The 14,169-nt window shown below is 44.8% G+C and carries 15 protein-coding genes; 14 read left to right on the forward strand and 1 reads right to left on the reverse strand.

Annotation, left to right across the window (positions count from 1 at the left end; translation table 11 throughout):
* Nucleotides 1-152 precede the first annotated feature (152 nt).
* The 14 genes from IGJ44_RS04935 (at nt 153) to IGJ44_RS05000 (ending at nt 13,031) form a co-directional block, all read left to right on the forward strand.
* Nucleotides 153-731 (forward strand): LOG family protein, encoded by a 579-nt coding sequence (locus IGJ44_RS04935; RefSeq protein ID WP_167826839.1) that lies wholly within the window; start codon nt 153-155, stop codon nt 729-731.
* Nucleotides 728-1,168, forward strand: a complete 441-nt coding sequence (locus tag IGJ44_RS04940; RefSeq protein WP_167826838.1) for a nucleoside 2-deoxyribosyltransferase — start codon at nt 728-730, stop codon at nt 1,166-1,168. The genes IGJ44_RS04935 and IGJ44_RS04940 overlap by 4 nt, the downstream gene beginning before the upstream one ends.
* 15 nt (nt 1,169-1,183) lie before the next feature.
* A complete protein-coding gene (locus IGJ44_RS04945) occupies nt 1,184-1,906 on the forward strand; it encodes a deoxynucleoside kinase (protein WP_005225447.1) in 723 nt (240 codons plus the stop codon).
* 66 nt (nt 1,907-1,972) lie between these two features.
* Nucleotides 1,973-2,824: a helix-turn-helix domain-containing protein gene (locus IGJ44_RS04950; RefSeq protein WP_142973744.1), complete on the forward strand. Its 852-nt coding sequence runs from the start codon at nt 1,973-1,975 to the stop codon at nt 2,822-2,824.
* A gap of 201 nt (nt 2,825-3,025) precedes the next feature.
* Complete coding sequence (locus tag IGJ44_RS04955; RefSeq protein ID WP_101699225.1) at nt 3,026-3,964, forward strand: FAD:protein FMN transferase; 939 nt, start codon at nt 3,026-3,028, stop codon at nt 3,962-3,964.
* A 24-nt stretch (nt 3,965-3,988) separates the two neighbouring features.
* Nucleotides 3,989-4,594, forward strand: coding sequence for an NADPH-dependent FMN reductase (locus tag IGJ44_RS04960; protein ID WP_167826837.1), 606 nt, complete (start codon nt 3,989-3,991; stop codon nt 4,592-4,594).
* A 26-nt stretch (nt 4,595-4,620) separates the two neighbouring features.
* Nucleotides 4,621-5,841 (forward strand): NAD(P)H-dependent oxidoreductase, encoded by a 1,221-nt coding sequence (locus IGJ44_RS04965; protein WP_430606223.1) that lies wholly within the window; start codon nt 4,621-4,623, stop codon nt 5,839-5,841.
* Nucleotides 5,842-6,102: 261 nt separating this feature from the next.
* Complete coding sequence (locus IGJ44_RS04970) at nt 6,103-7,152, forward strand: FUSC family protein (protein ID WP_167826834.1); 1,050 nt, start codon at nt 6,103-6,105, stop codon at nt 7,150-7,152.
* 235 nt (nt 7,153-7,387) lie between these two features.
* Complete coding sequence (locus IGJ44_RS04975) at nt 7,388-9,457, forward strand: BglG family transcription antiterminator (protein ID WP_167826833.1); 2,070 nt, start codon at nt 7,388-7,390, stop codon at nt 9,455-9,457.
* A 23-nt stretch (nt 9,458-9,480) separates the two neighbouring features.
* Nucleotides 9,481-9,783 (forward strand): PTS sugar transporter subunit IIB, encoded by a 303-nt coding sequence (locus tag IGJ44_RS04980; RefSeq protein ID WP_005225455.1) that lies wholly within the window; start codon nt 9,481-9,483, stop codon nt 9,781-9,783.
* Between the two features lie 31 nt (nt 9,784-9,814).
* Nucleotides 9,815-11,104, forward strand: coding sequence for a PTS sugar transporter subunit IIC (locus IGJ44_RS04985; protein WP_008379073.1), 1,290 nt, complete (start codon nt 9,815-9,817; stop codon nt 11,102-11,104).
* A gap of 18 nt (nt 11,105-11,122) precedes the next feature.
* Nucleotides 11,123-11,515: a hypothetical protein gene (locus IGJ44_RS04990; protein ID WP_005225457.1), complete on the forward strand. Its 393-nt coding sequence runs from the start codon at nt 11,123-11,125 to the stop codon at nt 11,513-11,515.
* 22 nt (nt 11,516-11,537) lie between these two features.
* On the forward strand, nt 11,538-12,404 hold the full coding sequence (locus tag IGJ44_RS04995) for a class II fructose-bisphosphate aldolase (protein ID WP_167826832.1): 867 nt from the start codon (nt 11,538-11,540) through the stop codon (nt 12,402-12,404).
* Nucleotides 12,405-13,031, forward strand: coding sequence for a zeta toxin family protein (locus IGJ44_RS05000; protein ID WP_167826831.1), 627 nt, complete (start codon nt 12,405-12,407; stop codon nt 13,029-13,031).
* A 44-nt stretch (nt 13,032-13,075) separates the two neighbouring features.
* Here IGJ44_RS05000 and IGJ44_RS05005 read toward each other — a convergent pair whose 3' ends face one another.
* Nucleotides 13,076-14,080 carry a DUF389 domain-containing protein gene (locus IGJ44_RS05005; protein WP_240934855.1) on the reverse strand — a complete coding sequence of 335 codons (1,005 nt, stop codon included), beginning with the start codon at nt 14,078-14,080 and terminating at the stop codon, nt 13,076-13,078.
* Nucleotides 14,081-14,169 lie beyond the last annotated feature (89 nt).

The following is a 14,169-nucleotide window of genomic DNA, read 5'->3' on the forward strand; positions in this document are numbered from 1 at the left end:
AACGTTTAAGGAAAAGTGAAAAGATGCTAACGGCTATATACAATATATAGTGAATAGAACGGTTTTTATCTAAATTAAGCACAATATATAGTATTTACTTTTTTAAGAGATTGTGTAAAATAGCAGGTGTAGTGAAGAAGGAGCTGTTGTTTTTGAGAGTAACTGTATGTTGCGACACCCGTTTAAAAAATGAGAAAAAGTTGGCAAAGACCGCTCGTGTCATCGGCAATGCCTTGGCAAAAAATCACATCGAGTTGGTTTATTGCGGCCCTTTGGCTGGCTTGATGAGGGAGATCGTGAAAGGGGTCTTTGAAAAAGAAGGCGCAGTGACGGGGATCTATCCATCAGGTTCCTTTGCAGAAGATTTGCCGCCAATCGTCAATGGATCAAGCACGTATACCGAGTTCTATACGGATACGAGGGAGGAACAAACGCAACAATTGCTGGAAATGAGCGATGCCTACCTTGTATTACCTGGTGGATTTGGTACACTAGAGGAGTTGTCATCAGTATGCTCTTTTATGACTCTTGGGCCATTGTCAGGCAAGCCGATCGGTGTGTTGATGACCGAAGGCTTAAATGATGGACTAAAGCCGCTGCTAAAAATGTTTGAAGCTTCTAGCTTTGCTTGGGCTGAACTGTCTGAAACGCTCTTTTTCCTATCTGACGTTGAGTCGTTGATCCGACGATTGGCTGCGAAGGGATCAGGAATGGAGTGCTTGGCAGGATGAAGCATGTCTATTTAGCGGGACCGTTTTTTTCAAACGAACAAGTCGACCGACTCAAACAAGTAGAACGCAGTTTAGCTGAAAACCCGCAGCCCTTGGCGATCTATTCGCCGCGCTTGTATCAAGAAGGTTCATCTGAACCCAATACACCAGAACGGGCAAGAGAAATTTTCGAAAAAGACATGCTGGAATTGACACGAGCCGACGTCGTCGTTGCCGTTTTGGATGACCATGAAGGGATCGCCGATCCGGGAACAGCCTTTGAAATCGGCGCAGCACACGTACGAAATAAACCAGTGATCGCTTTTCAGGAAAAAGCCGCGGCGGTCAATCCGATGTTGACGGAGTCGGTGCAAGCGTATTTGGCTGATCTGGCGGCACGAACAGCGTATGATTTTGAAGCGATGGCGCACCGAGCCTTTGTCGGTGACTATATTTAATAAAGGATGATGAATGTGTTATTAATCGCAGGAACGATCGGGGCAGGAAAAAGCAGTTTGACTGATTTTTTATCGAAGGAAATGGCGTCGAAGCCTTTCTATGAAAACGTGGAGGACAATGATGTTCTGCCATTGTTTTATTCCAATCCAGAGCGATACGCCTTTTTATTGCAGATTTTTTTCTTAAACAAAAGCTTTTTAGGGATGCGGGAAGCTTTGTCCAATGATGACAATGTCATTGACCGCTCCATCTATGAGGATAGTTTGATGTTTCATCTAAATGCGGATCTAGGTCGCATCGCACCGATGGAAGTCGAACAATACGATAACCTGTTGAACACGATGCTGCGGGAATTGGAAGAATCAGCGCCGTTGAAGCATCCAGATCTAATGGTTCATATCAAGGTTTCCTTGGATACAATGATTGAACGGATCAACAAACGTGGTCGTTCCTATGAACAAATTGCCAACGATCCGACATTGTACGACTATTACAAAGAATTAAATCAGCGGTACGATGAATGGTATGAAAACTTTGACGTTTGTCCGAAAATGCAAATTGATGGGGATCAATTGGACTTTGTTGCCAATGAAGACAACCTCATGGTGATCCTCGAGATGATTCAAGAAAAATTGGCGGAAGTCCGTCAGACCCATGGCAAAGGACACTATTGTACGGACAAAGCCATCGCAAAAGGTGATTTTTCTAAGAAAAACGCAGCATCTGTGACAAGCTGACCCAGCAGTTGAGGACGGCTTACGAAAAAAACAAGTGTCTTATCGACAATGGGAGGGAGCAAGGCGATGAATGTAGAACGATTTATTGAAGCGAGGAAACAGGCGGGCTTCTCGCAGCAAGAACTTTCGGAAGGAATCTGTACGCAAGCCACTTTGAGTAAATTTGAAAACAACGGTCAGGCACCGTCCCTCAAAATTTTGATCAAATTGTGTAATCGGATCGGCTTGCCATTGGTCGACTTGTTTTCTTCCATGAATGTCGCAACGACCAAAATCAAAGAAGAATTGGCAAAAGCCGAATTCTACTTGATCACGAGCGAGTATGAACAGTTGGCTGCATTGCTAAGTCAAATCGAAGTGAAGCTGATCGATGAACCAGCATTAAAAGCGCAATATGATTATTTAAAAGGCTTTGAAATGATTTTTAATGAAGCTGCGATTACCGATGTCTTGTTTCAATTCGATCAGTTATTGATGAATGAAACGGCGGAGGAATTGTTTGATCTCTTAGCGTATACTGGGATCGGTTTGGTGTATGCCAGAGAAGAAGAATGGGCAAAGGCTGAGTTTTATGTGACGAAGGTCTTTGAGAAAATTTATACCTATCCGATCAAAACGATCGAAGACACGTGGCGGGTGTTGAACATCGTCTTTCATTGCGGCGTCTTTTATGCGAAAGTCGATGATTTGGAAACTAGTGATACCTTGTTGAATTATGTGTTGGCGATTTGTTCCGACAATCATTTGACCTACTACTTGGCTCGCGCGGCAGCCCAACTGACCGAAAATGCCATTCGTGAACAACAGCCGAAAGAAACAATTTTGGAAATGTTACACGATGCACGAGCGTATGCCAAAATCAATAAAAATGTAAAATTATTGGCGCATTTAAAAGCGGTCGAAGAAACGATTGATTAAAAATATATTTTCGACAAAAAAGTTTTGTTGCGCAAATGCTTGATAACTAGCAGTCCTTTCGACGAAGGGACTGCTTTTTTGAATTTTCTTTATATAAAAAAATATATAATCGTGTTGACAAAAAAATATATCGGGAGTATTCTTTAATTGTGAAAAAACTAACATAATTTGAGGTATATCGTTTTTAGGAGAAGGGATTTTATGAAGACAGCAGTGAGAGAAGCCGCTCGCACGATTCAGCGGATGGGCACGTCCATTGAGTTAAAAGTTGCTCATACAAAACCAGAAAGTGTACTGGACGAGCTGGAGACCCAACTGAAAGTATACGACCATCGCTTTAGTGCCAATGATCCGCGATCGGAATTGAATCAGCTGAATCAGTTAGCAGGACAAAAGGGGCTTGTGCTTGATCCAGAATTGTACCAGCTGATCGAAATCGGCAAACATCATAGCTGTGCTCCCCACAGTCAGCTGAATATTGCCATCGGTCCACTGGTCCAAGCATGGCGCATCGGGTTTGAAGATGCCCGCATCGTATCAAAGACGCAGGTCAAAGAATTGCTTGCGCTAACAGACCCGCAACAGATCCAATTGGCAGCAGGCAAGGTTTTTTTGAAAAAAGCTGGAATGAGGATCGACCTCGGAGCATTAGCAAAAGGCTACATCGCTGATAAGTTACGCACCCATTGCCAAGCCCGTGGAGCAGCGTATGGATTGATCAACTTAGGCGGAAATATTGTCTGTTTCGGCGCTGCACCAAATCATTCGGACGGGCATTGGCGGATCGGGATCCGAGATCCCAAAGGCGGTCGGGCAGACACCTTGGGCATTCTGCCAATCAAGGACCAAACCGTCGTCACTTCGGGGATCTATGAGCGGGTCTTGACCACCGCTGAAGGAACGTATCATCATTTGATTGATCCTCAGAGTGGCTTTCCCATCGAATGTGGGTATTTGAGCATCACGATCGTTGCAGCGACATCGTTACTGGGGGAAATCTGGACTTCGCGCTTGTTTGGCAAGCCCATTCCAGTTGTTTTGCAAGAGATTCAGCAGCAGCCAGAAATCGAAGGAATCATCGTAACCAAAGAAAATGAAGTCATTGCCTCTAAAGGCATTCAGGCAAGACTTTTAAGATAGCCCAACCAGAAAGGAAGAGACAGGATGAAATTTATCGGATTCGTAGGAACCAATGCCACTCGTTCCACCAATCGCACGTTGTTGCAGTTTATGAAAAAAATGTTTGCCAATGAGGCAGAAATCGAACTAGTCGAGATCAAAGATCTCCCATTGTTCAACAAACCAGAATCAAAGGAGTTGCCCGTACAAGTAACCCAGCTTGCCGAAAAAATCGCGGCAGCAGACGGTGTGATCATCAGTACACCAGAATACGATCATGCCGTACCCGCAGCGTTGATCAATGCCCTGAACTGGTTGTCCTATGGAATTTTCCCTTTTGTTGACAAGCCAGTGATGATCACTGGTGCTTCTTATGGGACGTTAGGTTCTTCTCGTGCCCAAGCCCATCTAAGACAGATTCTGGACTCTCCAGAGTTAAAAGCACGGATCATGCCTAGCTCTGAATTTCTATTAGGTCATTCGCTGCAAGCGTTTGACGAGCAAGGCAACTTGATCGATGAAGAGCAGACCCAAAAACTGCAAGGACTGTTCAACGATTTTCTTTTATTTGTAAAAATTACCAGCCAGTTGCAGCACGCCCATGCCGCCAATCAAAAAGAAGCTGCTGAATTTTCATGGGAAACCATCTAATCGCAAAAGATAGGAGCGTAAAGACAATGAAATTGATCGGAATCGTCGGATCAGCCGCTGAAGTCTCCACCAATCGTCAGCTGCTGAACTTTATCAAAAAGCAATACAAAAAGGAATTCACGTTAGAACTTGTAGAGATCAAAGACTTTCCTCTCTTTAATCAAGAGGAAGATCAAACCCAAAGCCCAGCCATCCAGCGTTTGAATCGGCAATTGCTGATGGCAGACGGTGTGATCATTGCTACACCAGAGCACAACCATACCGTGACGGCAGGACTGAAAAGCTTGCTAGAATGGCTTTCATTCAAGATCCATCCTCTGGAAAACAAACCAGTAATGATCGTGGGTGCCTCTTACTATGATCAAGGAACTTCAAGGGCCCAGCTGCATCTGCGCCAGATTTTGGACGCACCGGGAGTCAATGCTTTAGTGATGCCAGGAAATGAGTTTTTGTTGGGCAAAGCCAAAGAAGCTTTCGATGAAGCGGGTGATTTGATCGATGCCCGAACGGTTGCTTTTTTAGATGCGACGATCAACAGCTTCTTGCAATTTATCAAAGTCGTTTCTGCTTTAGCGGGTCCCAAACAATTGCCGCCCGAAGACCTCTACGCCACAGGGAAAATCGCAACCACCGTGGAAGGGGTGGATATGTATGATGATCAATGGCTGGAAAAAGCCGCTGAAGCAGTCGGTGCCGTTTCTGGCAATACCTACGTCAAACTAAATCGCGGCTTGCTGACAGTCGATCAGCTCAATTACTTCTTAGATTCGATGCCGATGGAATTGACATTTGCCGATAGCAACAACCAATTCTTGTATTACAATCTGCGCGAAGAAGCCCAAAATATGCTGGCAGCACGTGTGCCAGGACAAGTCGGCAATCCATTAGCAAAATGCCATCCTGAAAAATCCTTCAAAAATGTTGAGTGGGTGATCCAACAGCTGCGCAGTGGAGCGACCGACGCGGTTCGGGTCCATGTACCGAAACAGGTGCCAGAAAAATACATCGTCCACAATTATCAAGCGATGCACGATGAAAACGGCGAATATGCGGGGATCAACGAATACATCCTTGATTTCAAGCCAATCATCGAATGGTATTTGCAACAAACCGGTCAAAAACTTGTCGGCAATGAAGACGCCATTTCCAGTGCTTCTGTGCACCAAGAACCGACCGATGCGGTCACTAGTGCCAGTACTCATGACGCACCTGCAGCAGATGCGGTCACCAGCGCTTCAGTGAAATAAGGGTTGTCTAAAGGGAGAGAAGGAATCGCTAGAAGCATTCGCTTGCAATCAGTTGCCAAGCGAATGCTTCTCTTTTTGCTGCTTTTTCATGAATAAACGATTTTCTATGAGCGATTGAGTTGATCAAGGACATCATTGCGAGGATTTCACAAAGTTTCTGAAAAAAATTTGCATATTCATCTTTTGCTTCGTATACTAGTTTAGGACGTTGCTTATAAAACGGCTGTATCATCGTACATATTTTTTGATAGGAGGAATTGCATGAAAGACAAACGAAAAGTCTTGCGTCCGTTAGGATCAGGGTTTGCGATGGCGGTTCCTTTGTTTATAGGGATCCTCGTTCAGGACCCTTTGATAAGTTCTGTGGGGGCGATGGGGGCTTTTTCCTACTTGGCTTTTCAACATCGGTCCCTTTTTTATAATCTGCGCGCCATTTTGACCCACGGCGCTGCGCTGCTGCTGGCATTTATTTTAGGCGCTGGGACAGCACTGATTCCTTGGAGCGCGCCTTTTATCATCGGTGCGTTATCGTTTTCCGCGTTTTTGTTGTCAAAAGTGATGCGGATCCCCAAGCCCGATTATTTCTTCGTGTTGATGCTTTATGCCACCGGCTTTAATTTTCACGCAGCGCACCTTGGAGAGATCTTGCACCACAGTTCCTATTTGCTTTATGGCATCGCAGGCTCGCTGCTTGCTGGACTGGTGATTTCGTTGGCTGAACAGCTGCCGTTGAAAGAAGAAAAAACGGCCTTTCAACAACTGAGCTTGCACGAGAAATATTCGCTAGCATTATCTCAGCAACCAGAAATGGTCATCAAGGCGCTGCACTTTTCTTTGATATTGTTTATTGCGACCTACATTGCCTACCTGCTGCGAGACAGCAACGGCTATTGGATCTTGATTTCTGCTGCTGCCGTCTTGGCAGGAGAACATATGGAAAAAATCAAAAATCGCACGATCGGTAGGGTACTGGGAGGAATCGTGGGGTTGCTGCTGGGTTTCTTATTGATGTCCTTGCATATGCCCCTTGAAGCCATCGCAGTGGTCTTGATCATGCTAAACATATTGACGGAGTTTTTTATGCCAGTCAATTATACCGTTGCTAATTTTTTTACCAACCCGCAAGTCCTGCTGTTAATGACGATCGGTACTAGTTTTACGCCACTGAAATTGATCCCATTGCGTTTTTCAGGGGCATTGATTGGCAGCGTGCTGGCAATGCTGTTGATCTTTCTAATGGATTGGGCAGTAAAGCAAATGGAGCAAGCGCTGGGAAATAAGCCAGAAGACACGTCGGATCAAACACAATAGCATGCACCATCATCAATAAGCAAGAGCAGCTGCTCTTGCTTTTTTTGCCTTTGATCCTCGAGCTAAACGTTTTCTCCATCGGATAGGAAAAAGAAGGGAAATGTGAAATAATCGAGCAAAGGTTCCTATTTTGAAATAGAAGCGTTTACATTTTTGCAAATTAAAGTGGCAGAAACATCTACTTTTTTTGTTGTAAGCGAAATCATATACTCAAATCAGAGAAGGAGAGAAAGTTGTGAAAAAACGAATCGTAGATGTTTTGCATCGCCTGTTGGTGACTGATTATCCACTATCCATCGAGCAACTGGCAGAAGAGACCGCAGCCAGTGGACGGACGATCCGCAATGATTTGAATGAGATCAACACGTTTCTTGCTGACTTACACATCGGACCGATCCAAACCCTTCGAGGAAAGGGCATCCTTTTGAAACTGACCTCGAAGCAGCAAGCCATCGTTTGGCAGGCATTACAGGCACAACAGTCGGAATATATGACCCGTGAAGAGCGTAGTTTTGATCTACTGCTGCATCTGACATTTTCAAAAGAGATCCTGGTGTTGAATAAAAAAGAAGAAGCGTACCAGATATCGAAAAGCAGCATGGATGAAGACATGCGCCGTTTGCGGGCGGACATCAATAAATATGGCATTGAGATCATTAGTCTAGGAAAAAAAGGACTGCGGTTGAATGGATCGGAACGAGCGATTCGGACGATGATTTTTGACATCATCAATCAGCGGATCGGTAGGCTGCCACTTGATAAACAGACCCCAGATTTAGTCTTTACGAAATTGCTTTATCGCTATTTGCCGCAAAAAGCAATCAAACAGATCCAACAAGTGATGCAAGCAGTGTTGCCGCCAAATCAAAATGAGTTGTATAGCAGCCAAATCTTATTGTTTACCGCCATTTGGCTGATGCGCATCAGAATGAAGGAATTTATCACACGCATGAATTGGTCTACTTCCAGCAATCCGCTCCAAGGGTCAGCCTATATCCAGGCGATCGCTGAAACCTTTTCGATCGAGCCACCAGAAATCGAAGTCAACTATCTTTCTTTCATCATCGAATCACTGAATTTTAAAGATTTGTCCAATTCCATCGAATGGGCGCATGCGCAACTCTTGTCGCTGCAGCTGATCCAATTTGTGGAATGCCAAACCAAGATCCCTTTTAGTAAAAAGGAAGAAGAGTTGTTAGAGGGATTGTATAAACATATGGCCGCGCTGATCGTTCGAGCCAAAAGCGGCATTCAAGTCCCCAATCCGATCAAAGAGACTGTTCGCAAAAATTATGGACAAATCTACCAAGCCGTCAAGGGCTTCGCCCCCACGATCGAAGAGATCGTCGGACAACCACTATCAGAAGATGAACTGACATTTCTCGTGATCCATTTTTCTACAGCCTTAAGTTCATTGAACCACGAGATTATTACGATCTATAAGGCGGTCGTCGTCTGTAACCATGGAATGGCAACCGGCAATCTGCTGGCAGCCAGCCTCAAGGAGAAGTTTCCAGAAGTAGAAGTTGCGGCAGTCTTGAATTCACAAGAAGTCAATTTGATTACAAAATTCGATGTGGATCTGGTTTTTTCAACTTATGAGATCGATTATCGAGAAAAGCCGGTATTACTGATCCCACCGATCATCAATGAAGAAAATCACCAAGTGATCCGCCGTTTCTTAAAAAACAATGAACAATTCAAGCGGATCGCCTTTGACCAAAAAAATGCCACGCTGTTCTTCAATCAATTGCTTACAGTCATTGAAGAAAGCGGTGGGACGGTCGATGCTGCCGCCTATCGCAAATTGACACACTTGTTTGAACAAAATCAATTAGCCATTAATGCAAGGGAGATTCAGCCAATGTTAAAAGATGTTTTATCCGCTAGTCATATTCAATTAAACGTTCCTGTTCAAAATTGGGAAGAAGCCATTGAACGCTCTGCGCAGCCGCTATTAAAAGAACAGATCATCGAGAAACGCTATATCGAGGCAATGGTTGCGGCGGTGGAGGAATACGGGCCTTATATCGTCATTGGCAAACATTTGGCGCTGGCGCATGCACGACCAGAAGATGGCGCCCAGCAGTTGGGTGTGAGTGTCCTCACCTTGGCGCCGCCAGTCGCATTTGGGAACCCAGAAATGGACCCTGTCAAAATCATTTTTTGCTTGGCTGCGGTAGACTCCTACTCTCATCTTGCCATCATGAAGGAATTGATCGAACTGATCAATGATGAAGAAAAAGTCACGCAGTTGCTGGCTTGCTCTACGATTGAAGCTTTTCAATCATTGCTATTTTCATAAAAAACAAGAAAAGGGGAAAAATCATGAACAAATTATCGATCTTATTCGTATGCGGTGCGGGTCTTGGCAGCAGCTTTGCGGCTCAGATGTCAACAGAAGATGTCTTAACGAAATTAGGAGTGGAGGCGAAATTGGATCATGTCGATATCTCATCAGCGGTATCAATGAAACCAGACATCATCATTACGGCAGAGAATTTCCGGACGCAATTTGAAAAGTTTGCTTTGGACCCGACAACCGCAATCATTTATTTACGCAACATTGTTTCAAAACCAGAAATCGAAGAAAAAATCACCCCGGTATTAACGGAAAAAGGCGCACTGTAAGTAAGGGTCATGATGAAGGGAGTTTGAAAAAATGGGCATCATCAATTTTATCATTGATAATATTTTAACGCAGGCATCGATCACGATCGCTTTGATCGCGATGTTAGGGCTGCTGCTTCAGAAAAAGTCAGCAGGTCAAGTCATTTCAGGAAGTTTGAAGACGCTATTGGGCTTCCAGGTTTTAAGCGCTGGTTCTAGCATCATCGTCGGTAGTTTGACCTATTTCGGCGAGATTTTCACAGAAGGATTCGACATGCAAGGCATAATTCCTTCCATCGAAGCCATCAACGGGCAAGCGATGAATGAGTTGGGCTTGGGTCGGGACATAGCGCTGACATTTTTAGCCATCTTTGTTTTTAATATTTTATTGGCACGCTTTACGAAATGGAAATATATTTTCTTAACGGGTCAAGCCATTTTATGGATGGCGACCATGACGACGGTCTTTGGCTATTTCGCTGGTTTGCGGGGCGTTGTCTTGATTCTCGTCGGTGGGTTGATTGGGGCGATCTTTGCCGTAGCGATGCCAGCGATGGCTCAGCCCATCATCCGCAAAGTCACTGGGTCAGACGACATTGCTCTCGGACATTTCTGTACGATCGGCTACCTCTTTGAAGCAGGCGTTGCCTATCTGTTTGGAGAAAGAGGCGAGAAGAAAAAATCGATCGAAGACATCAAACTGCCACGTTCTTTTGAATTTTTACAAGATACCTATCTTTCTGTCATGGTCGTGATGGTTCCACTGTATATCGTGACGGTCTTGTTTGCTGGAGAAACCTTTGCTTCTACGCTCTCTGGTGATCAAAATTACATCATGTATGCCTTCTTGCAAGCCATTCAATTCGTGGTTGGGGTCTATGTTTTGCTAGCTGGCGTTCGGTTGCTCTTAGGCGAGATCGTCCCTGCGTTTCGTGGGATCGCCATGAAATTGGTGCCTGATGCAAAACCAGCACTCGATTGCCCAGTGTTCTTCCCATATAGCCCCAATGCAGTTATTTTAGGCTTCATTACTACAACGATTGGGACAGTCATCGCCATGTTCGTTTTACCAGTCTTTGGCTTGGCGATGATCTTGCCAGGGATGCTGACGAACTTCTTTGCAGGCGGTACCGCTGGGATCTTCGGCAATGCGGTCGGTGGACGTCGAGGGGCGATCATCGGAGGGATCTTTCACGGATTCTTCATTACGTTACTGCCAGCCCTACTTGTAACGATCTTCAATCAAATGGGCTTTGTTAACGCTACGGCAACTGATGTGGATACCGTTACGGCAGCCTTGCTATATGCTTGGATCATCAGTCCCTTATTGAAAAACTTTTAATCGCTAGGAGGAAGACGCATGTTCTCTTTTTTCAAAAAAGAAAAAAAGCCCACAGAAACACCAGCGGTTCCTTTGACCGCTGAAGAAAGCCAAGAGGCAGAAGCGCTTATTGCAAATCTAGAAAGTCAGTTGCAAGCAGAAACCGACATCGACGAACAAGCAAAATTGTATGAAGCGTTAGGCTTAGCGCAGGCAAAACTTTCCCGCACAGAAGAAGCGATCGACGCATTGGAAAAAAGCTTGCAGGCGAAAAAATCGATCGGGGACGGCTACAAAAAACTGATGTCCCTTTATAATGCTCAGCGTGCCGCCGCCGCACGAAACGGCGACGATGCAAAGATCGACTATTACATGGACAAAATGGAAGAAATGCGGCAAATCGCCAAACAACTTACGATCAGCGGCAATTAAACTAGACGAGGTGGAATCAAGGATGTATACAACATTAAAAGAAGTAACGAAAACAGCAGAAGCATTGAATTTTACAGTGGGGGCTTTTAATACCCATAATTTAGAAATGCTGCCAAGTATGCTGCGGGCAGCCAAAGAGATGGGGGCACCCATCATCATTCAAACAAGTATCGATACGGCGAAATACATCGGCTATGATGTCTTGGTCAATGTCGTCAAAACGATTGCCGATCACGAGCTAGTAGATGCTGTCTTGCATTTGGACCATGCCAGAGATTTCGATGAGATCAAAGCGGCGATTGATAGCGGCTATAGCTCGGTGATGTATGATGGCTCGCATTTGCCCTTCAAAGAAAACATTTTGAAAACGCGCGCAGTCGTAGAATACGCTCATGCCCATGGGGTGTCCGTCGAAGGAGAACTAGGAACGATCGGCGGCACAGAAGAAGGCATTCATGTGGAAGAAGACGATAAAGTCTTCACACGCCCAGAAGATGCGGTAGAGTTTGTCGCTGCTACTGGCGTCGATGCGCTAGCCATCGCTATCGGAACCAATCACGGTCAATTCCGCTCCAAAACTGAAGTGAATGTTGAGTTATTGAAGGAGATCCATGCAGTCGTCGACGTGCCGCTAGTCATTCATGGAGGAACTGGCGTCAAGGAAGAAGATTATCCTGAATTGATCAATAACGGCATTCGCAAGTTTAATGTAGGTACTGAATTGTTGGTCAAGTGGACGAAGATTGCGAAAGAAAATTTTGGGGCAACGGAAGTCAACAAATCTTTGCGCCACAACGTGATCCCATCCAATGAAGCCATCAAAGAAATCGTCAAGCACAAGATCGGCCTTTTCATGAATACGAAAGCGCCGACTGCGATCGGCAAATAGATGGTACGCAAAAAGATGCTTGTTTTATTGGCAGGCAGTCCTGGAACTGGAAAAAGTTATTTACTGAATCTGTTGAAGAAACGTTTTCCTGATCTTTTCGCTCTTACGCCAGATGAAATCAAAGAGTGCTATGCCGAATCCCTCGGCTTTGATTCATTGGCAGAAAAAGCCCAGATCGAAAAGCAGTATGTTTGGCCTTTTTACTATCAGGCATTGGGCTTGTACATGTCTTTAGGAAAACGCTTGGTGGTCTCGGAATACCCCTTTAGTGAAAAGCAGAAGCCATTGCTAACTTTTCTCGCCCAAAGCTATGGTTATGAGTGCTTGACCATTCGCTTGACTGCTTCTTTTGAAACCTTATGGGAAAGACGCTTCTTACGTGATCGAGCGGATGACCGTCACTTGAGTTTTATCATGGAACGGTACCATTACGGGGATGTGCTGGAAGATAGACAAGCTGCAACCAACCATATAACCAAAGAAGCGTTTCGGCAAATCATCACTGATCGCCGTTACGATGACTTTCAGTTAGGAGCGCTTATCGAAGTCAATGTGGAAGATTACGAGCAAGTGGATTATCGCCCGTTGATCGAGAGAATCGCTGAACAACTCAATGACTTAAATTGAAGAAAAAACAGGCGCTACACCTGAAAAGGGCAGCGCCTGTTTTTTTAGTCTAAACCCAAAAATTTCGAAGTTCCTTGGTTTTGGACTTGTAGGATTTCGGCTAATACTTTGGCATCAAATTGCCCCTCTTTATTGGCGGAATAGACATTGACCTTGAGCTGGTAGTCGGGCAAAGCATAGTTTTCAAGACTTGCTTCAAGCTGCGCGACCGCTTGTTTCGAGAGTGGTTCACCGACGAGTTTTAATTCAAGGGATTGTTTCTGCTCATTAAGTGTTTGCTCTAGCAAATAATGTTCCCCCAGTTTGGCTTCTACAAAACGCTTGGCATGGTATTCCACGAAAGTCGTTTGGATCGTCGTATAAACGAAGAAACTGCCAATGACCGTGATCGGTAAGGCAACCACGGCAAACTTCCACCATTTTTGGTGACGAAAATCCCCATACTGCAACAGCCAGATGGTAATGAACAAGGAAAAACAAATCAAAAAGGAATTGGTGAAGAAGAGTTGAGCGGATTCCCATGAAATCGAATAGTCTTTGATCGACAGCCCATAACCTGTCACACAAAGCGGCAAAATCAGGGACGTCCCGATGGAGACGCCGATAATAACATCGTTGTCGCGGCCCCTGACTTTGGCAAAAGCCAGTGCTGAACCACCGATCAATGCGACGCAAATATCCCAAATCGTTGCAGATGTTTGGGTGATGATCTCAGGGGTTGTGTCTTTGACTGGCGTGAGTAAGAAAAAGGTAAATGAGATGATAAGTACGATGATGACTTGGATGCTAAAGACCAGCAGCCCTTTTTTAACCAAACGTAAGTGGGAAAGACCTAAACCAAAGCCGATCCCGTTGATCCCATTTAAAAGTGGCGAAATCAACATCGCCCCGATAATCGTTGTCGTAGAGTTGTAGTTTAAACCAATCGAAGCAACCAGCGTTGCACAAACTAAAAGTGCATAGACGAGCATCGTTTGGTCCATATCTTTTTGAATTTTTCCAATCAATTGTTCTTTGGAAACTAAATCAGGCGTTAAGTTCACCTTCATCATCCTTTCTGAGAAAAATCGTTCTGCTCTTTTCATTGTCCCTTAAATCGGCCGATTTTACAAAAATCTGCGTCTATCAGGTGATGATA

It is taken from the genome of Enterococcus sp. DIV1368d (genome assembly GCF_050542975.1).
GTDB classification, from domain to species: Bacteria; Bacillota; Bacilli; order Lactobacillales; family Enterococcaceae; genus Enterococcus_D; species Enterococcus_D casseliflavus.

What these genes read in the sequence shown, in the direction of transcription:
- IGJ44_RS04940 (WP_167826838.1), top strand. Translation starts at nt 728, where the DNA reads ATGAAGCATGTCTATTTAGCGGGACCGTTTTTTTCAAACGAACAAGTC.
- IGJ44_RS04950 (WP_142973744.1), top strand. Translation starts at nt 1,973, where the DNA reads ATGAATGTAGAACGATTTATTGAAGCGAGGAAACAGGCGGGCTTCTCG.
- IGJ44_RS04955 (WP_101699225.1), top strand. Translation starts at nt 3,026, where the DNA reads ATGAAGACAGCAGTGAGAGAAGCCGCTCGCACGATTCAGCGGATGGGC.
- IGJ44_RS04960 (WP_167826837.1), top strand. Translation starts at nt 3,989, where the DNA reads ATGAAATTTATCGGATTCGTAGGAACCAATGCCACTCGTTCCACCAAT.
- IGJ44_RS04965 (WP_430606223.1), top strand. Translation starts at nt 4,621, where the DNA reads ATGAAATTGATCGGAATCGTCGGATCAGCCGCTGAAGTCTCCACCAAT.
- IGJ44_RS04970 (WP_167826834.1), top strand. Translation starts at nt 6,103, where the DNA reads ATGAAAGACAAACGAAAAGTCTTGCGTCCGTTAGGATCAGGGTTTGCG.
- IGJ44_RS04980 (WP_005225455.1), top strand. Translation starts at nt 9,481, where the DNA reads ATGAACAAATTATCGATCTTATTCGTATGCGGTGCGGGTCTTGGCAGC.
- IGJ44_RS04985 (WP_008379073.1), top strand. Translation starts at nt 9,815, where the DNA reads ATGGGCATCATCAATTTTATCATTGATAATATTTTAACGCAGGCATCG.
- IGJ44_RS04990 (WP_005225457.1), top strand. Translation starts at nt 11,123, where the DNA reads ATGTTCTCTTTTTTCAAAAAAGAAAAAAAGCCCACAGAAACACCAGCG.
- IGJ44_RS04995 (WP_167826832.1), top strand. Translation starts at nt 11,538, where the DNA reads ATGTATACAACATTAAAAGAAGTAACGAAAACAGCAGAAGCATTGAAT.
- IGJ44_RS05000 (WP_167826831.1), top strand. Translation starts at nt 12,405, where the DNA reads ATGGTACGCAAAAAGATGCTTGTTTTATTGGCAGGCAGTCCTGGAACT.
- IGJ44_RS05005 (WP_240934855.1), bottom strand. Translation starts at nt 14,080, where the DNA reads ATGAAGGTGAACTTAACGCCTGATTTAGTTTCCAAAGAACAATTGATT.